The organism is Corallococcus sp. bb12-1, assembly GCF_026626765.1.
In the GTDB taxonomy this organism is placed as follows: domain Bacteria; phylum Myxococcota; class Myxococcia; order Myxococcales; family Myxococcaceae; genus Corallococcus; species Corallococcus terminator.
On record NZ_JAPNJZ010000021.1, the window covers coordinates 53,425 to 72,041 of the forward strand.

Consider the following 18,617-nt stretch of genomic DNA (forward strand, 5'->3'; position numbering starts at 1 on the left):
TCAATTATGATTGCCGTCATAATCGAAAGGAGCCGATGGCCGAGCGCGTGAAGGGGGTGTCCGGGAAGGGCGTTCGTCGTGCCGTGAAGCAGGCCCCTCCAGCCACGCCGGAAGGGACGCCGCGTGAGCGGATGGTGAAGGCCGCGGCCGCGCTGCTCAGTGAGAAGGGGCTCGCGGGTGCGTCCTTCTCGGAGGTGATTGAGCGGAGTGGGGCGCCGCGTGGCTCCATCTACCATCACTTCCCGGACGGGAAGGACGGGCTCACGGCGGAGGCGGTGGCGCTGGTGGGTGACCGCGTGCTCGCGGTGCTGCGCCACGGTGAGGGCGCGACGCCGGGTGAGGTGGTGCTGCGCTTCTTCGAGGCGTGGCGGCGGGTGCTGGTGAAGACGGACTGCATGGCCGGGTGTGCCATCGCGGCGGTGGCGAACGAGCGGCTCGCGCATCCGGAGCTGGGGGCGCGGGCCGCGGCGGTCTTCATCTCCTGGGAGCGTGAGCTGGAAGCGCGGCTGCTCGCGGCGGGGCTGGCCCGCGAGAAGGCGGCCAGCGCCGCGTCACTCATCCTGGCATCGGTGGAGGGCGTGTTGATTCTCTGCCGGGCTCGAAAGGACATCGCCCCGTTCGACGCCGTGCGCGATGCGCTGGTGGCCTTCGTCGGGTCCTGAGCCGAGGGGGGCCTCCGCCTCGCGGCGGAGCCTGTCATCAGGGGGCGGCGTTCGCGGCGGCGTTCGGCGGGACGTGAGCCTCCACCCAGCCCACGATGTCTCCGACGACCTTCGCCGCGTCGGGCTCGTGCGCGAGGTCATGGCGCTGGCCCTCGTAGATGATGAGTCGCTTGTCGGGGCTCGTGGCCTGCGCCACCAGGGCACGGCTGCCATCGATGGCGGTGATGACGTCCTCGCCGCCGTGCACCACCAGCAGCGGGAGCTTCAGGTCCTGGAACTTCCCTTCGAGCGCTTCGATGCCGGCGATGAGCGCCTTGGCGGAGCGCGCGGGCAGCTTCTCGTGGGTGATGAGCGGATCGGCGAGGAACTGCGCCTTCTCCGGACCGTCGTGCAGGAACATCTGACTGTCCAGGTCTTGCGCGGGCAGCCCGGGGAGGATCGTGCCGAAGATCTTCGCCAGGCGCGTGTCGAAGCCAGACACCCCCGGCGGCAGCACGATGCCCGCGCCGCTCAGGATGAGCCCGGACACGTCGGAGGCGTGCTGGAGCGTGTAGTGCGTGGCGATGAGCCCGCCCATGCTGTGGCCGAACACCATCACCGGCACGCCCGGGTGTCGCGCACGAGCGTCTTGAACGACGCCGTCCACGTCATCAACCAGTTGCTGCATCGACTCCATGCGCTGGCGGTCCCCACCGGAATGTCCGTGGCCCCGGTGGTCCTGTGCGACGACGGCGAAGCCCTGGGCCTGGAGCGCTTCCGCGAGCCGGCCGTAGCGGTCGGAGTAGTCCCGCAGGCCGTGGATGAGGACCACCACGCCGCGCACGGGCGGCTGGGCGGGCTCCCACCGGACGCTGCTCAGACACAGGCCGTCGGAGGCGGTCCGTTCGAAGCCGGGGGACGCGGAGGGCCGGGTCCGGCACGCGGTGGCGGCGGCGCAGCCCTGCAACAGGACGAGCGCGGCCAGGGCGGTGAAGAAGGGAACGACGGAGAAGGGCTTGTTCATGGGGCCCAATGCACCATGCGGTGCCGAGGCCCACATCGGCCAGATGGCGGATCACACGATGCCCGCGCGCGCTGCCACCAGGGAGGCGCCCGCGCGGGTGCTCACGCCCAGCTTTTCGTAGATGTGGATGGTGTGGTGCTGCACCGTGCGGTCCGACACCCCGAGCTTCCCGGCGATCTCCTTGTTCGTCGCTCCGCCCGCCAGCAGGCGCAGCACGTCCACCTCCCGGGGCGTCAGCGCGGACGTGGGGCCGCGCCCGGGGGCTCGCCGGACGTCCTTCGTCTCGGCCACCACCGCGACGCAGTCCGCATCCAGCCGGCCCTCCTTCACTTCGGTCTCCAGGACCTGCTTCGCCAGGCCCACGGTCCGCGCGGGGCGGTGGGGCCGCTCCTCCTGGAGCGCGACCCAGACGTCGGTCACCGCGAGCAGTCGCGCGGCGCGGGACAGGCCAGTGGGCGCGAGGCCCCGGGGATAGCCTCCGCCATCCAGTCGCTCGTGATGCGCGCCCGCGAGCCGCGCCGCGTCCCGCAGCATGGGTGTGGCGGTGAGGAGCTGCTCGGTGGCGTGGGCATGGGCCCGGGATGTCTCCCGGTCCGAGGGGGACCAGTCGGGTTGCAGCCACAGGCCGGTGGGCAGGGTCACGTGTCCCAGGTCATGCAGGTACGCCGCGAGCTGGAGTGTGGCCTGCTCCGCCGCGTCCAGGCCCAGGCGGGGCGCGGCGGATGCGCATGCTTCCGCTACGCGTCGTGAGTGTCCGCGGGTGAAGGGGCTCTGCAGGTCCGCGAAGTCCCCGAAGGTCGTCGCCAGCGCGGTGGCGTCGATGGTGGGCGGCGCTTCGAGCAGGCACGCTTCCGCCGCCTCGATGCGCGCATCCGACAAGGTCTGGAGCGAGGCGGTCGCGGCCAGGGCCCGCTTCGCCCACGCCGGGTCCAGCGTCGTCCCGGCTTGCAGCGCCAGGGCTTCCTGCGCCACGGCCGCGCCCGAGCCGACGAAGAAGACGACGGCCACATGCGCCGCCTGCGCGACGCGCCCGACTTCGTGCAGGTCCGAGCCGCCCAGCAATCGCGGGCCGCCCGCGCCGTCCCAGCGCTCGTACGCCTCATCGATCCCCTGGAGCACCCGCGCATCCAGCCCCAGGCCGGAGGCGAGCAGCCGCGCCGCGCCGCACGCCTCCGCGAACCATTCCGAGCGCAGTCGCCGCGAGGATGTCAGCAGCCGGGCCAGCCCGGCGGCGCGGCGGGGCAGGCTGGGATTGGCGTCCAGGACCGAGCGTACGACGTGCCCGGTGCGGCCCGCGTCCCCGCGCAGCAGGTTGCGGCGCAGGTGCACGTCGTTGCCCAGCCGCGACTCCTCGGCGGCGTAGGCGGTGCAGCCCAGGTGGCGCAGCAGGCCCACGTAGAAGGCGGCCCGGGCGTCGGTCCGGGACAGGCCGCCGTCCAACGCCAGCTCCAGCGCGAACAGCCCGGTCAGCAGACTCTTCTCCCCCTCCAGCCCATTGGCGAGGTCGAGCACGGAGGACAACGCGGAAAGCGAAGCCACCGGATCCTGGCGCAGGTTCATCACGGGAAGAGCTTGGCACGGAGCATGTGCCCGGAACACAGCGGGTCCAGGCCCGGAGCGCATCGGCCGATTGGGGGATGCCCACCTGCCCGGCGGACTCCTTGAAGTCGCTCCGAGAGCCGGAGGCCGGTCCCCGCGCGTCGGGTCGCATGGCTGAAGCTCGCCTTCGGCTCTCGTCGCCGTTCAGCGCGGGCCATCACCGCGCGACCTCCCGACTTGATGACTTGATGCCTGATGTGAAGTGAAGTCCTTCCCGCGCTATCGTTCCCTTCCGCATGGATTTCGAGGAGGCACTCCAGGAACTGGGCGTGGACGCCGACCCTGGAGGCGACACCGTCCGCCGCGCGTACCTGCGACGGCTGAAGACGCGCAAGCCGGAGACGGACCCCGAAGGCTTCGCCCGCCTGCGACAGGCGTACGAAACGGTGCTGGCCGCTCGCGAGGGACGCGAAGGACCGCGAACCGAGGCGGAATCGCTCGCACCCGCGCCAGAGGCCGCCGCTCCCGAAGCCACGGGTCCGGTCTCCACGCTGCGTCAGGATGTATTCGACCGCTTCCGCGCCGAGTTCCGCGCGTTGCCGCCGGACGCTCCCCCGGAGGCACCGGTGGAGGTGGCCCGGCGTGCGGTGGAGGCGCTGCCGGACATGGCCGAGGCCCGGCAATGGCTGGTCGAAGCGCTGCTCGCCGCGGACCGCATCCCGGATGCCCTGGTCGTGTATCGCGACGCATACCGGCAGGGCTTCACCGGCTTCCTCGTGGAGCTCGCGCAGCGCTTTCCCCGCGCGCTGGAGGACGCGGAGCTGGTCCTGCTGGCGGAGTCGGGGGCTCCCCACGGCTTTTTCTGGGGCCTGACGGAGCAACTGCTCCAGCAGGGAGACGGGGTCCGCGCCGCGAAGTGCGCGCTGGCCGCCTTCGAGCGCATGGGCACGAATCCCCAGGAGCCTCCGCCTCCGCCGGGCTGGTTCCTGCAGGTCCAGCTCCTGCTGTACATCCAATCCCAGCCAGAATCCGCGCGCGAAGTCGGACGTCGCTACGCGGCCTGGGTCCGGGGAGAGGGATTGCAGGATGCCTTCAAGTCCGACGAGACCGCTCGGATCTGGCCGCTGCTCGCGCAACTGCATGTGCTGCCGGATGCGTTCGACCCTGCCGTGCGTGCGGGCATGGCGCAGGCGTTGCTCGACGGGGACCTGGACCCCGCACGCGAAGCCTTCCAGGCGCTTCGGGAGCGCTCTCCCCAGGAAGCGTCGGAGGCGGCCGGTCAGGTGCGCGCGCACGCCCCGGACCTGGAGCAACTCCTGGTGTCGCCCCTCCTGAGCGTGCCGGAGCCGGTGCCCTCCACGTCGGTGCTGACGGTCCTCCAGAACGCCGCGCGGTCGCCCCAGGGACGCGGCGTCATGTCGGGCGCGTTCATCCTCCTGTTCTTCCTTTTCAAGGCCTGCTTGCTCCCTGCGACCCGGGAGCCTCGGGGCACGGAGCGTCCGGTCGTGGTGGAGGCCCGGCGGATGGCGACGGTGCTCTGCTCCCAACTGGATCGGCAGGACAAGCAGCGGCTCTGCGGGTCGCTGCAACAGCTGGTGGTGTGGGGCGCTGGGGGCAGATGTTCGCGGGTCCGCCGCGAGCAGGTCGAGGTGGAGCGGCAACTGGAAGCGCAGGTCACCGCCCTGGGGGCGGACGCCGGTCCCATGCAGGAAGTCCAGCAGCAGCGACTGAAGGCCACCCGTGAGGAGTTCCGGCGCGCCCTCTTGAACGTATGTCAGGGATGATCCGACGGGTGCCGGTCAGGGCAGGAGCCCTCGTGGGCATCGGCCTGGGGACGACGTACCCGCTCGGTGCCCGGGTGGAATCTGGTGTGTCTGTCCATTCCACGCTGATTCCTTGCACCGCATGCGGAGGAAGGGGGCCCGGGAGGCGGTCCATGTGAAGGCAGGGCCTGACGTGAAGTGAAGTCCTTCCCGCGCTATCGTTCCCTTCCGCATGGATTTCGAGGAGGCACTCCAGGAACTGGGCGTGGACGCCGACCCTGGAGGCGACACCGTCCGCCGCGTGTATCTGCGACGGCTGAAGACGTGCAAACCCGAGACGGACCCTGAAGGCTTCGCCCGCCTGCGACAGGCGTACGAAACGGTGCTGGCCGCCCGCGAAGGACGCGAAGGACCGCGGACCCAGGCGGAGCCCCGGCAAGCCTCCACCCAGGAGCAGGAGGACCCCACCACCGAGGCGACCGGACCGGGCGCTACCCCCGCGCTTCCCCAGGATGTGTTGGAGCGCTTTCGCGCCGAGTTTCGCGCGCTGCCTCCGGAGGGCCCCCTGGAGGCGGCGGTGGAGGTGGCACGCCGCGCGGTGGAGGCCGTGCAGGACTCGGCCGAGCCCCGACACTGGCTGGTAGGGGCGCTGCTCGCCGCGGACCGGACCCAGGAGGCCCTGTCCGCGTACCGGGATGCGTACCGGCAGGGACATTTCGAGTTCCTCGCGGAGCTCGCGCAACGCTTTCCTCGCGCGCTGGAGGACTCGGAGATCGCGCTGCTGGGGCGTGAGGCGCCCCACCGCTTCCTCTGGATGCTGACCAACCAGTTGCTCCAGATGGACGAAGTGGAGCGCGCCGGGAAGTTCGCGCAGGTCGCGTTCGGACAGATGGGCGCCAACCCCGACGAGCCACCGCCTCCGCCCGGTTGGTTCGTGCAACTCGTGGTGTTGTTGCACCTGCATGTCCAGCCGGCCCTCGGCCGGGACGTGGCGAGCCGCTATGTGGCCTGGGTGAAGGGCGAGGGTCTGCTGACGGCCTTCGCGTCCGAGGAGAACGCGGAGCTCTGGCCGCTGGTGCTGGAGCTGGGCGCGCTGCCGGATTCCTTCAGCACCACGCTGCGAAGGATTCTCGCGAAGGCCTTGTTGGATGGGCGGGTGGTGGATGCCCGGACCGCGCTCCAGATGCTGACCGGGAGCCGATTCGAGGAGGTGTCGGAGGCGCTCCCCCTGCTGCGTCAGCACGCCCCGGGGCTGTATCGACTGCTGGGCCGGCCTCCCCAGCCCACCCAGAAGGAGAGGCGGGCCCCGCCCCAGGCTGCCCCGGTCGCGGCGACAGCTCCGGCGCCGGTGCCCGAGCCCGCTGTTCCGGAGCCGGTGCCCTCTGCCCCGCGGCCGGTGCCCGGAGTCTCCAAGGCGCGCAGCTTCCGTCTGGACAATCGGATTCTGGCGTTGATGGGCGTGACGGTCCTCGTGGTGGGAGCCCTCGTTGTCTGGAATGCCCTCCCCGCGAAGAAGGGCAGGATCCGGGTGGAGGGCCCGGAGGTGGTGGAGCTTGCCCGTCAGAAGGAGCGGGAGTTCTGCGCGCTGTTGACCGGGCCGGATCGCCAGCGGAGCTGCGTGTACCTGCACACGCTGGTGTCGTTGGGTGCCGACGGGAAATGCGAGAAGCTGGACGCCCAACGGGGCGCTTTCGAGAGGCAGTTGCGGGACCAGTTCGTCTTCCTGGGCGAGCATGATCCGCAGGTGCAGGCCCGCAAGAAGAAGCTGATGGCGGCCCGGCATGAATTCGCGCGGGCCCTCTGGGACATGTGTGAGGGGTGAGAAGATGAGCGGCGGTCAGGGCAGGAGCCCCATCGTGGGCATCGACCTGGGGACGACGTACTCGCTGGTGGCCGTCATGCGCGACGGCCGCCCCACCGTGGTGCCCAACGCGCTGGGCGAGGTGCTTACCCCCAGCGCCGTGGGCCTCACGCAGAACGGCGAAGTGCTGGTGGGCGCGGCCGCGAAGGCCCGCGCCGTGTTGGACCCTACGTCCGGCGCGGTGGCCTTCAAGCGCGACATGGGCCTGGAGCGTCCGCGCATCCTGGGGGGCCGCTCCTTCACGCCGCAGGAGCTGTCCTCGCTGGTGCTGGGCTCGCTGAAGCGGGACGCGGAGGCCGCCCTGGGCGTGCCCGTCGAGGAGGCGGTGGTGACGGTGCCTGCCTACTTCGGCGACCTGCAACGGCAGGCCACCCGCGACGCGGGAGCCATCGCGGGTTTGAAGGTGGAGCGCATCATCAACGAGCCCACCGCCGCGGCGCTCGCCTACGGACTGCACGAGCGCGACCGCGAGCTGCGCGTGGCGGTGCTGGACCTGGGGGGCGGCACCTTCGACGTGACGGTGCTGGAGATCATCGAGGGCGTCATCGAAATCCAATCCTCCGCGGGCGATGCGCGCCTGGGCGGCGAGGACTTCGACACCGCGCTCGCGCGGTACGTGGCGCACGCGTGGCGGGAGAAGCAGGGCCTGGACCTGGAGGAACACGCCGCCGCGTGGTCCCGCCTCCGCGAGGCGTGCGAAGGCGTCAAGCGCCGGCTCTCCACGGCGGAGCGCACGCGGCTGGTGCTGCCCGACCTGCCGCTGGAGACGGGCCGCCGGTTGACCGTGGACCTGGAGCTGAGCCGCGACGACGCGGAGCGCGCCTGGGCCCCGGTGCTGGAGCGCGTTCGGGGGCCCATCCGGCAGGCGCTGAAGGACGCGTCACTCCAGGCGAAGGACGTCGACGAGGTGCTGCTGGTGGGCGGCTCCACGCGCATGCCGTGCGTGGCGGCCATGAGCGCGGAGCTGTTCGGCCGGCTGCCCTTGCGCAAGCTGCCTCCGGACGAGGCCGTGGCGCTGGGGGCCGCGGTGCAGGGCGCGATGAAGGGCGGGGACCGGGCGGTGGAGGACCTCATCGTCACCGACGTGGCGCCCTTCACGCTGGGCGTCGCCACCGCGGCGCAGGCGGGCCGGCAGCACATCACCGGCATCTTCAGCCCCATCCTGGAGCGCGGCACCGTCATCCCCGCCAGCCGCGTGGAGCGCTACTCCACCAGCCGCGACTTCCAGCGGGAGATCCGCCTGGAGGTCTACCAGGGCGAACACGCCCGCTGTGAGGACAACGTCAAGCTGGGCGAGTACCTCTTCCAGGGGCTGCCGCCCGCGCCCGCCAGCGAACAGGCCGTGGATGTGCGCTTCTCCTACGACCTCAACGGCATCCTGGAGGTGGAGATGACGGTGGTGTCCACCGGGCGCAAGTCCGCCTTCGTCATCGAACAGCGCCCCGGCCGCCTGACGCCGGAGCAGTTGGAGGAGGCGCGTCAGCGGATGAACGCGCTCAAGCTGCACCCGCGCGACGCCCTGCCCAACACCACCGCGATGGCGCGGGCGGACGCCTTGTTCGTCCAGCTCACGGGCCCGCTGCGAGACGAACTCGCAGCGGCCATCGCCGCCTTCCGGCTGGCCCTGGAGGCCCAGGAGCCCGTGCGCATCGGAGAGATCCGCGAGCGGCTCAACGCGATGGTGCGCCACCTCAAGGAGCGCTGAGGCGCTACACGCGCTCCAGGATGGTGGCGATGCCCTGGCCGCCGCCAATGCACATGGTGATGAGCGCCGTCTGCTTGCCGGTGCGCTCCAGCTCATCCAGCGCGGTGCCCAGCAGCATCGCGCCCGTGGCGCCCAGCGGGTGGCCCAGCGCGATGGAGCCTCCGTTGACGTTCACGCGGTCCGGGTCGATGCCCAGCGCGCGCGTCGTCTGGAGGACAACCCCGGCGAAGGCCTCGTTGATCTCCCACAGGTCGATGTCGCCGGCCTTCATGCCCGCCATGCGCAGGGCCTTCTCACTCACCGGCGCGGGGGCCGTGAGCATGAGGAGCGGTTCGGTGCCCAGGGTCGCCATCGCGCGGATGCGGGCGCGGGGCTTGAGGCCCTTCTCCTTCACGTAGCGTTCGGACGCCAGCGACACCACGGCGGCCCCGTCCACGATGCCGCTGGAGTTGCCAGCGGTGTGGATGTGTTGGATGCGCTTCGCCTGGGGATAGGCGGCGAGCGCGATGCCGTCCAGCGTCTCCCCGTTCGGACCCACCACCGTGTCGCCCATCGCGACGAACGCGGGCTTGAGCGAGGCCAGGCCCTGCGCGCTGGTGTCCGGGCGGGGGAATTCGTCGCGCTCCAGCAGGACGGCGCCGGTGCCAGGGTCCTTCACCGCGAAGAGCGACCTGGCGAAGCGGCTCTCCTCGATGGCACGGGCCGCGTTCTGTTGCGAGCGCAGCGCGAGCGCGTCCACGTCCTCGCGCGTGATGCCCTCCAGCGTGGCGATGAGGTCCGCGCTGATGCCCTGGGGCACCTGGTAGACGCGCTCCCGCAGGCGCACGTTGCCACCGTCCTGGCCGCCGCCGTCCGCGCCCAGCGACAGGTGCGACATGCTCTCCACGCCGCCGGAGACGACGAAGTCCATCGCGCCAGAGGCGACGCCCATGGCGCCGAAGTTCACCGCCTGGAGCCCGGAGCCGCAGAAGCGGTTGAGCGACACGGCTGACACGTCCTGCGGCCACCCCGCCGCCAGCACCGCGTTGCGCGCGATGTTCGCGCCCTGCTCGTTCACCTGCGAGACACACCCCGCGATGACGTCTCCCACCTCGCGCGCGTCCCAGCCACCCCGCCGCTGGAGCGCGTTGAGCGCCTGCGCGAGCAACTCCTGGGGGTGCAGCCCCGTGAGTGCGCCCTTGCCCATCTTCCCGCGCCCACGCGGGGTCCGAACGGCGTCGATGATGTAGCTGGTCGTCATGCGCGGCTCCTTGGATTCTGAATGTAATATTACGCGCGTAATTTACATGTCAAGGCAACCGCCCGTGGGAACGACGACGGGCCCGACACCGTGTGAGGGTGCCGGGCCCGTCGCGGGGGAGCGTGCCGTGGGGGAGGGGACCTATGCGGCCTTCATGGACAGGTGGATGGGGGTGGCGTGGGAGAGGTTGTCGCTCACCGGGCAGCGGGTCTCGACCTCCGTCAGGAGCCGCACGAGCTGTTCCGGGGTGGCGCCGCCGCGCACGTGGATGGTGGCGGTGAGGGACTGGTAGCCGGCGCGGACGTCCAGGCGGGTGCCGGCGAACTTCGCGGGGTTCAGGGAGCCCTGCACGGTGATGTCGGTGCCGGTGACGGGGATGCCCAGCTCGCGGGCGATGAAGAAGGTCATGGAGTTCAGGCAGCCCGCGTGCGCCGCGAGGATGAAGTCGAGCGGGCTGGGGGCGCCGTTGAGGCCTCCCAGCTCCACGGGCTCGTCCATGAAGATCTTGAACGCCTGGGCCTCCGTGGTGCTGCGGGCCATGCTCTCCCCCACGGTGCGGACCTGTCCGGTGTACAGCGGCTGTGCCATGACGTTGGCCTCCTGTCCTGGATACGGGAGCAGGGGGGCCGGCGGGTCGTTCGGAGCGGAGCGGCCGGAAAAAAGCAGGGCGCCGCGCAACCTGTTGGGGCATCCCGGGTTGGACGGGAAATGGATGCCTGGAGCCTGCTCACCCTTCCCCTGCTCGCGCTGCTGGCATGTGGAGATTCCTCACCGGAGGAGGAGAACGGAAGCGCGTCGTGCGAGCCCGAGACGCGAGGCGCCCATGACCCGGGGCGCTCCGGTCCGCTGGACGGAGCGCAGGGCCCGCGAGCGGGGACGCCCACGCTGGTGTGGACCGAGGGCTCCGACCTGCCGTTGGTGGGCACCGCGTCGTTCCAGCACGTGCTCCGCCACGGCTCCTTCGACCGCAAGGCCTCGTGGCGGGTCATCGCACCGGCCTGGTAGGGGGGCTCAGGTCCGCTTCTTCTCTCGCGCCTGTCGGGACGTGTAGAGCCGGTGCAGGAAGTCGTAGAGGACCAGCTCCTGCGCCCGCGCGGCGGTCCGCAGCAGCCGGTTGGTGTGCATGTGGACGAGGCTCGCGGCCACGCGGTCCAGGGGCTGGGTCAGGCGGCCTTCCGTGGCGCACGCGCGCAGTTGCTCCGCCACCTTCGCCTGTCGTTCGGAGCGGCGTCGCAGCGCGGCGAGTCCCGGAGCGAGCGGCCCGTCGGAAGGCCACGGCCGCCACAGCAGTGACTCCAGTTCCTGGCGGTGCGTCCGGAACCGCTCTCCCAGGCGACGCTCGAAGGCGCTGTCCACCTGGAACTCCTGGCCGTAGCCCTGGCGCAGGTCCGCGAGCAACCGGCAGCGGCCCTCCAGGTCGAAGCCCAGGTCCGTGAGCAGCAGGTCGATGCCGCACAAGAGCAGCCGCCAGCGTGCGTCCGCGCCGTCGTCCCCCGTCACCGCGTCGAGCAGCTCCAGCGCCGTCTCACTGTCCGCGTGGAACAACCGCTCCGCGAGCGGCAGGCCCGCGTCGCCGCCGTAGCGTTCGACCTCGCGCTCGTAGGTGTCCATCTGCACGCGGTGGACGAGTCCCTCCTGTCGCAGCGGGCGCAGCAAGTCATGGAGCCGCGCCAGGACCTCGGTGTGCAGCCGTCGCGGGTCGCCGTGGACGCGCACGCGCAGGTGCCAGTCCGGATCGCCGTAGCGCAGGAAGAACCACTGGTGCGCGGCCCCGGAGGCCATTGCCTCGCGGGCCAGGGGCGCCACGGCTTCCGTCAGCACGCGGTCCGCGAGCGCCGTGCCGGTGTAGAGCTTGACGTACAGCCACTCGGAGCCGGGCGGGAAGGAGCGCTCCAGTTTCGGGGGCTTCGTGAGGCGCACGGCGGGCGCGGGCATGGCCGGTGCGTCGCGCACGAAGGGCACCACCACCTCGTGGACGAAGCGGCCTTCGGGGCCCTGGACGCACAGGCCCTCGTCGGTGGGCAGCTCCACCAGCACCACCTCCGACTGGCGCCGCACCAGTTGGACGAAGGTGTCGATGCTGAGCACGTTGTCCAGGTCCACCGGCAGCACGTTGTCGCGGTCCTCCAGGCCCACGGTGCGCGGCAGGCCCAGGCGCGTGCGCAACCGCTGCGCTTCACGGAAGCGCTCGGCGCCTCGCAGCTCCCCGAGCGCCTGGAGCGTGGACGCCTTGAGGCGCCAGCGGGCGCGGTGGAGGACCAGTCCGCGGCAGGTGACCCGGGGCAGGAACGCGCTGCTGGCGAGCGGCCCCCAGTGCCAGCGCAGGCCGGGGCTTGCGCCCTGTTGCTGGAGCGTGCCCAGGAAGGTGTAGGGCCGCAGGTGCGCGCGGCCGAAGTTGTGGACATGGGTGATGCGGGGAAGGACTTCACGTCCCAGCTTCGCGGAGCGCAGGACGATGCGGGAGCCCCGGACGGAGAGGAAGAGGTCGGTGAGCGGGAGCTGTTGCTCCGGCGGCGCACCCGAACGTCCCAGGAACACCAGCTCGTGTTCGCGCAGCACGGGACGGCAGAGGATGTTGCCCACGCGTCCTTCCGGCAGGTGCACCACCTCCGCGAAGACGGCCTCCGGATGCAGGGCCTCCTCCGCGCGCAGGTGCGCCTTCACGTGACGCAGCAGCTCCGGGTCGCCATGGCAGAAGCGGCCCAGGAGCGCCGCCCCCGAGGGGCCGATCATTGAATCGAACACGAGCTGGAACCGCCCCGCGTCCACGTCCTCCTGGGACGCGGCCAGCACGGTCGCCATCACGGAGAAGGCCTCCGGCAGTGGCGCGGGACGCGGGTTCTCCATCGCCTGGAGGTCCGCGTCGTCCAGCTCCAGGGGACCGCCCGTGCGCAGCACCTCCGACAGCCGGTGGTTCAGGTGCGCCAGGCCCTTGCCCCAGGCGACGCGTTCCTCCACGGCGGGGGAGGGGAATGCCAGGTCGCGCAGCAGGGGCGAGGCTTCCGCGGCCTCGGGACTCGCCAGTTCGAAGCCGACCCCCACGTCCTCGTCCAGGGCCTCCAGCAGGGGGACCTCGCGCTCCTCGTAGCGCCGGACGAAGGCCTCGCGGAAGCGCCGCAGGGTGGGTGAATCCGACGCCGGGCTCAGCCGGTGCATCAGGGCCACGCCCCGGGCCATCGCATCCACCACGGCGGGGCTCAGGGTCAGCGCTTCGGCGGGCTTGCGCAGGTCCACCTGGAAGAGACGGCTGGAATCGACCGGGGCGGGAAGCGCCTCCAGGTCCTTCGCGAGCGCGCGGTAGTGCGCCGGCGCCGCCCCCAGCGGTGAGGCATCCAGCGCCGTCAGCGCGCCCTGCACCTGATGGAGGACGCGGAAGGTGTCGGCCATCGCCGGCACGGACTCCAGGCGCGCGAGCAGCTCGCGCAGTGGCTCCGGCCCGGTGACGAGCGGCGCCAGCTCTGGCAGCAGGAGCTGATGCTCCACGAGCATGTCCACGTAGTCCCGGGCTTCGTCGGAGGACACGTCCGGGTCGGCATCCACCAGGCCCTGGACGAGCGTGGCGAGTAAGGCGCCGCTTCGGGCCCGCTCCAGCGTGGCTTCCAGGTACGCGGTGGGCTCCACGCCGACGAGCTGGTAGGTGCGCGAGCCGCCCTCTCGGCGCGACTCCGCGTAGCGCAGCCGTCCCGCGGCCCGGTAGAGGCTGGAGTTGGGGCGGTAGCTCAGGGCCTCGCGCAGCGCGGGCAGTGCGGCGAGCCGGTCCGTCAACGCATCGACGTAGTCCATGTCCAGCCGCGTGTGGCGGCGGTACGACTCGCGAGCGGACAACACCAGCCGCGTCGGCCCGGCGAGCGTGCCCAAGCTGTTGCCCGCGAAGAGGCCGAAGGGCGTCGAGCGCGAGGCCATGCGCTGCCAGTAGCGCACCAGCGTGCGCTCCAGCTTCTGTCCATGGTCACCGTCCGGTGCGCTCGTCCACGCGGACAGGTGCTCCTCCAGCGAAGGGGACGCGAGGAACAACGCCTCCCTCACCTCCGGGCGGGCAATCGCCACCGACAGCCGGTCGCGCAGCAGGGCGCGGTCCCTCGCGAGCGCTGCTTCCTGTTCGGCGATCGGGGCCTCCGTGAAGCGGACCGCATGCAGGTCCTCGCTCCAGGCCCGCAGCGCGTCGAAGGGCAGCAGCGGCGTGCGCAGGACGAAGAAGCCGGAAGGGGAGAAGCCCGGCAGGGAGGCGCGGGGGGATGTCATGGCGCGTCCGGGGTGGGGTGACGCAGGGACATGAGCATCATGCGGTCCCAGGTGGGTTCCACCGCAGAGGTCGCCGCCAGCAGTGCCAGGGCGACGCCGGTGGCGCCCGCGAGCAGGCCCGGGTTGTCGGTCCAGCCTTCGGTGTCGTCGTCGAAGCGCTCCAGCGTGCGGAACCCGCCCACGCCCTGGCCGGGCCGCCAGTGCACGGTGATGAGCTGCGCGAACCAGAAGCGGGCCGCGGTTTCGAAGACGGCCTCCCCGGTCGTCTGGAAGAGCCGGTTGTAGAGGTGCGCGAGTCCGGCGGCGCCATGACAGAGGCCGCCATCCTCCACGGAACCGCCGTCGGTCCATCGCCGCGCGGACTCCCGGCAGAGCGCGAGGGCCTGGGCCTCCCACTCCGCGTGGCCCACGGCGCGCGCCAGCGTGTGCAGCCCGAGCGCCACGCCTGGATCGCCATAGCACCACGCCGGACGGTGCGGCCACGTCAGGGGTTCGTGTTGGAGGTCCACGCGCGTGGGGAAGCGCGCGGACTGCGTGTCACTCCCGCGCCGGGACATGAACCACGTCCATCCGCCGTGCAGCAGCTCGCGTGCGGATTCGACCCCGGAGGCCACCGCGCCGCCGAGGACGGTGAGCACTCCGCTGATGCCGTGCGCCATGCCCAGGTTGAAGCCGCCCAGGGGCTGCGCCTCGCGAAGCCGCTCTTCCACGTGCTCAGGCACGGTCTTCCACCGCAGGCCTTCCGGCGTCCGCTCCGCCAGCTCCCCGAGCCGTGCGACCACCGCTTCCAGGCAGTGTCGGGCGCCGGCGCGAGGAAGGCGCTCCAGGGCGTAGACACCCATGCCTACCAATCCACTCACCAGGTCGTAGCGGTGCGGCCACGGCCGCGTCTGGAGGAAGTCACCGAGCGCATCATCGATGTCTGTCAACGGATCCGCGTCCGGCGATTCCGAAGGACGCTGCACGTGCTGGACGGCCCAGGCGATGCCCGTGAAGCCATCATAGAGGTCGGGGCCCAGCGTCTCGGAAGACAGCGCCTCCGTGGCGCGCTCCAGCAGAGCCTCCGCGGTGGCGCGATGCCTCGCGTCATCGTGGGCCCGGGCGAGCGCGTCAAACAACACAGCGCGGCCCGCGGCCCCCCGTGCGAGCGAAGCCGCGAAGGGAGGCGTGGGTCGGACGTGCGCCAGCGCTTCGACGAGCGGCTCCAGCACCGCCAGGGCTTCCGCGTGCTCGACGCCCTGCAGCAGGGGTTTCCATGAGGGCGTCCTTCGCATGTCGTTGTTCCTGCTTTCTGGAAAGGGCCGCTGGAGCTTCATTCCCCCAGGGACCCAGGGAAATGAAATTCGGCGTTTGGGGGCTGAGCGGGGGAGCACTTGTTTGGTTGGGAAACAGGTGTTTGACTGGGAACGCCTGACGATGTTTGTCAGGTGTTGAAGGCCGCAGGCCGTCGCATTGTTTCCAGGTAGCGCCATCGATGATTGAAACGAAAGGCGATGTCATGGACAAGCAGACCCCGCAGAAGCCCCAGAAGCTGAGCCTGAAGCGTGAGACCGTTCGCCTTCTGTCCAATCCGGGCGGAGAGTTGAAGGCACTCAAGGAGGCCACGAGTCCCAACTGCACCGAGTTTGGCCCGAGGTGTGACCCCTGATGTTCCTCACGGGCCTCCGGGTCCGTGAGTCCTTGCCGGAGGGGAAGCGCAAGCCTCCCTTCCGGTAGTCGCCTGTCGCGGTACGCTTCCCAGTCCGACGGAGGACTCCCCTGGAGGAGTCGGTGGGCACCGTGGCGTCTCAAAAGCGGCTCGTCCTGGCCATCGCCGTCCTGGCTTCGCTCGTGACGTTCCTGGACGGGGCCATCATCAACGTCGCGCTGCCGGCGATGGTCCGGGACCTGGGCGGCGGCCTCACGCTCCAGCAGTGGGTGGTGGATGCGTACCTCATCACCCTGGGCTCGCTGATGCTGGTCGCGGGCTCGCTGTCGGATGCGTTTGGGCGCAAGCGCATCCTGCGGCTCGGGCTCCTGGGGTTCGGCGCGACGTCCCTGCTGTGCGCGCTGGCTCCCACCGGGGCCGTGCTCATCCTCGCGCGGGGGCTCCAGGGCGCCACGGGTGCGCTGCTGGTGCCGGGTTCGCTCGCGCTCATCCTGGCCTTCTTCTCCGGCCCCGAGCAGGCCCGGGCGATTGGCTCCTGGACCGGGTGGACGGGCGGCGCGTTCATCGCGGGGCCGCTGGTGGGCGGGCTGCTGGTGGACACCGTGGGCTGGCGGTGGATCTTCGGCATCAACGTCCTGCCCATCGCGCTGACGCTGATGCTGCTCGCGCGGCTGGAGGAACCTCCCCGGCCGGCGGGGGCGCGCATCGATGTCCTGGGCGCCGTCCTGGCGTGTGTGGGATTGGGCGGCCCCGTCTATGCGCTCATCGAACAGGCGAAGGTGGGTTGGATGCACCCTTCGGTGTTGCTCTCCCTGGGCGTGGGCGTGCCTTCGTTCATCGCGTTCCTGGTGCAGGAGAAGCGCACCGCGCATCCGATGATGCCACTGGGCCTGTTCCGGGAGCGGAACTTCTGGGTGGGCAACCTCGCCACCACGGCCATCTATGGCGCGCTGTCGCTGGGTATGTTCGTCATCACGCTCTTCCTCCAGGAGGTGGGGGGCTTTCGCGCGACGACGGCGGGCCTGGTGCTGATGCCGACCACGGTCCTCATGTTGCTGCTGTCGTCGGTGTTCGGCGGGCTCGCCGGACGTCTGGGGCCGAGGGTGTTCATGGCGGTGGGGCCGTGCCTGGCGGGCGTGGGGTTCCTGCTGATGCTCAACGTCGGCGCGCCGTTGAACTTCTGGACGCAGATGCTGCCGGGCGTCCTCGTGTTCGGGATGGGGCTGACGATGACGGTCGCGCCGCTGACGGCGGCGGTGCTCGGGTCCGTCCGAAGCGAGCAGGCCGGCATTGGCTCGGCCATCAACAACGCCGTCTCCCGGGTCGCGGGGCTCATCGCCATCGCGTTCACGGGGCTCATCGTGGGCCCGCGACTGGATGTCGCGGGCTTCCACCGGGTGATGCTCACCACCGCCGCCCTGCTCATCCTGGGCGGAGGCATCTCCGCCCTGGGCATCCGCAACCCGCCGCGGAAGGCCTGAGCCACGGCGGCGGGGTCAGTCCTCGCGGGGACCCATGGAGAAGTACACGGCTTCGGTGCCCAGGTTGAAGGTGTCCCCGTCCGCGATCTTCTGGCGCTTGATGCGCTGATGGTTGATCCAGGTCCCGTTCGAGGAACCCAGGTCCTCGATGAAGAAGTCGTTGCCCACGCGCACGACGGCCGCGTGCTCACGGGAGACCCTGCCGGACTTCACCACCAGGCTGCACGTCGGGCCGCGTCCGAGCGTGAAGCGCTCCACGTCCATCATCGTGGCGGGACCGTCCGGCGACAGGCGGACGAACAACTCCAACCTCGGGGGCGCCTTGACGACCTTGGCGGGGTCGGACCGCTTGCCTACGTCCGTGGGGATGTCCAGGACGTCGTCCTCGTCCTCCACGGGCGCAGGAACGGGGGCGGGGACCACCCTGCCTCGGGTGGGCTTCATCCGAGGAGGAGGGGTCGCGACCGGTGGTGGGGCGGGGGGCTCCTCCTGTTCGTCCTCCGCTTCGTCGCCCGTGTCGTCGGCGCTCGCGCCTGCTTCGGATCCGAGCGCCGCTTCGAGGTCCGCGTCGGCTCCGATGGCCGCGGCAGCGTCAGCGTCGTCTCCTGCTTCGTCCGCGCCCGCGTCGGCTCCGTTGGCCGCGGCGACGTCGGAATCCGAGTCGTCGTCTTCCGCTTCGTCTGAACCTTCGTCCGCCTCGTCGTCGGAGGCGCTGCCGGCCTTGTCGTCCGAGTCGTCGGAGCCCGTAGCCGGGTCTTCGTCGGAGGATTCAGCGGCGGTCTGTTCGTCGTCTTCGTCCGCCTCGTCTTCGTCGGAGGCGTTCGCAGCGGCGTCTTCATCGGACGCATCGGCTGCTGCGTCTTCGTCGGATGCCTCGTCGTCGTCGGACGCTTCATCCTCTTCGGATGCCTCGTCGTCGTCGGACGCTTCATCCTCTTCGGAGGCCCCGTCATCGTCGGACACCTCGTCCTCGTCCGACGCCTCCTCTTCGTTCGCTTCCTCCTCCGACTCCTCGTCGTCGTCGGAAGCCACCGGCGCCTCGCGCGGCAGCACGACCGCGTCCACGGCCGCGAGCACCTCCTGCATCCGGCTCCGCACGAAGGCGGCCTCCGTCTCCGCCGGGGTCTCGGCCTTCGCCGGTGCCCCCAGGGACGCGGAAGGCGCGGCCGGTACGGTCTCCGTCCCCTTCACGGGCGCAGGGGCGGGCGCGATGGTGGCGGCCTCCGCCGGACGGGCCACGGGCTCGCTGGCCCGAGGCTCCAGGGCCGGGACTTCCGTGGGGATCGCTTGCGCGAGCGCCGCCGTCGCCCCGAGCAACACGGGCGTTGGCGCGACGTAGCCGTTCTGCCGCGCGAGCAGGAACAGGGCCTGCGCCACCAGGGCATTCCGGTCCACGTCCAGGTCGTGGCTCATCTGCTTCAGTGCCCGCCACAGGGGCTCCGCGACCTCGATGGTTTCACGAATCCGCTTCAT

13 protein-coding genes are annotated in these 18,617 nt (G+C 71.0%); 6 read left to right on the plus strand and 7 right to left on the minus strand.

Translation table 11 applies throughout. The features are described from left to right. Window positions 1-35: 35 nt before the first annotated feature. A complete protein-coding gene (locus tag OV208_RS26225) occupies window positions 36-662 on the plus strand; it encodes a TetR/AcrR family transcriptional regulator (RefSeq protein ID WP_267576636.1) in 627 nt (208 codons plus the stop codon). 37 nt (window positions 663-699) lie between these two features. On the opposite strand, the gene OV208_RS26230 is transcribed toward OV208_RS26225, so the two are convergent. Beyond that, window positions 700-1,665, minus strand: coding sequence for an alpha/beta hydrolase (locus tag OV208_RS26230; protein ID WP_267576637.1), 966 nt, complete (start codon window positions 1,663-1,665; stop codon window positions 700-702). Between the two features lie 51 nt (window positions 1,666-1,716). Beyond that, window positions 1,717-3,225: an HD domain-containing phosphohydrolase gene (locus OV208_RS26235; protein WP_267576638.1), complete on the minus strand. Its 1,509-nt coding sequence runs from the start codon at window positions 3,223-3,225 to the stop codon at window positions 1,717-1,719. A 275-nt stretch (window positions 3,226-3,500) separates the two neighbouring features. On the opposite strand from OV208_RS26235, the gene OV208_RS26240 reads away from it, so the two are divergent. The 3 genes from OV208_RS26240 to OV208_RS26250 all read left to right on the plus strand — a co-directional run bounded on the left by OV208_RS26240 (window position 3,501) and on the right by OV208_RS26250 (window position 8,533). Further along, on the plus strand, window positions 3,501-4,988 hold the full coding sequence (locus OV208_RS26240) for a hypothetical protein (protein ID WP_267576821.1): 1,488 nt from the start codon (window positions 3,501-3,503) through the stop codon (window positions 4,986-4,988). A 211-nt stretch (window positions 4,989-5,199) separates the two neighbouring features. Next, on the plus strand, window positions 5,200-6,789 hold the full coding sequence (locus tag OV208_RS26245; RefSeq protein ID WP_267576822.1) for a hypothetical protein: 1,590 nt from the start codon (window positions 5,200-5,202) through the stop codon (window positions 6,787-6,789). A 4-nt stretch (window positions 6,790-6,793) separates the two neighbouring features. After that, entirely contained in the window at window positions 6,794-8,533 is a 1,740-nt protein-coding gene (locus tag OV208_RS26250) for an Hsp70 family protein (protein WP_267576639.1), read from the plus strand. A gap of 4 nt (window positions 8,534-8,537) precedes the next feature. On the opposite strand, the gene OV208_RS26255 is transcribed toward OV208_RS26250, so the two are convergent. Both OV208_RS26255 and OV208_RS26260 read right to left on the minus strand, forming a co-directional pair. After that, a complete protein-coding gene (locus tag OV208_RS26255; protein ID WP_267576640.1) occupies window positions 8,538-9,773 on the minus strand; it encodes an acetyl-CoA C-acetyltransferase in 1,236 nt (411 codons plus the stop codon). 141 nt (window positions 9,774-9,914) lie between these two features. Further along, complete coding sequence (locus OV208_RS26260) at window positions 9,915-10,361, minus strand: OsmC family protein (RefSeq protein ID WP_267576641.1); 447 nt, start codon at window positions 10,359-10,361, stop codon at window positions 9,915-9,917. A gap of 120 nt (window positions 10,362-10,481) precedes the next feature. Here OV208_RS26260 and OV208_RS26265 point away from each other — a divergent pair, with 120 nt between their 5' ends. Continuing rightward, window positions 10,482-10,778, plus strand: a complete 297-nt coding sequence (locus tag OV208_RS26265) for a hypothetical protein (protein WP_267576642.1) — start codon at window positions 10,482-10,484, stop codon at window positions 10,776-10,778. 6 nt (window positions 10,779-10,784) lie between these two features. Here the strand turns inward: OV208_RS26265 and OV208_RS26270 are convergent, their stop codons facing one another. Together OV208_RS26270 and OV208_RS26275 are read right to left on the minus strand one after the other, a co-directional pair. Further along, on the minus strand, window positions 10,785-14,015 hold the full coding sequence (locus OV208_RS26270) for a lantibiotic dehydratase (RefSeq protein ID WP_267576643.1): 3,231 nt from the start codon (window positions 14,013-14,015) through the stop codon (window positions 10,785-10,787). Continuing rightward, on the minus strand, window positions 14,012-15,289 hold the full coding sequence (locus OV208_RS26275; protein ID WP_267576644.1) for a lanthionine synthetase C family protein: 1,278 nt from the start codon (window positions 15,287-15,289) through the stop codon (window positions 14,012-14,014). Before OV208_RS26275 ends, OV208_RS26270 begins: the two co-directional genes overlap by 4 nt. Window positions 15,290-15,794: 505 nt before the next feature. On the opposite strand from OV208_RS26275, the gene OV208_RS26280 reads away from it, so the two are divergent. Continuing rightward, window positions 15,795-17,144: an MFS transporter gene (locus tag OV208_RS26280; RefSeq protein ID WP_267576645.1), complete on the plus strand. Its 1,350-nt coding sequence runs from the start codon at window positions 15,795-15,797 to the stop codon at window positions 17,142-17,144. Window positions 17,145-17,159: 15 nt separating this feature from the next. Here OV208_RS26280 and OV208_RS26285 read toward each other — a convergent pair whose 3' ends face one another. Beyond that, a complete protein-coding gene (locus OV208_RS26285; protein ID WP_267576646.1) occupies window positions 17,160-18,617 on the minus strand; it encodes an FHA domain-containing protein in 1,458 nt (485 codons plus the stop codon).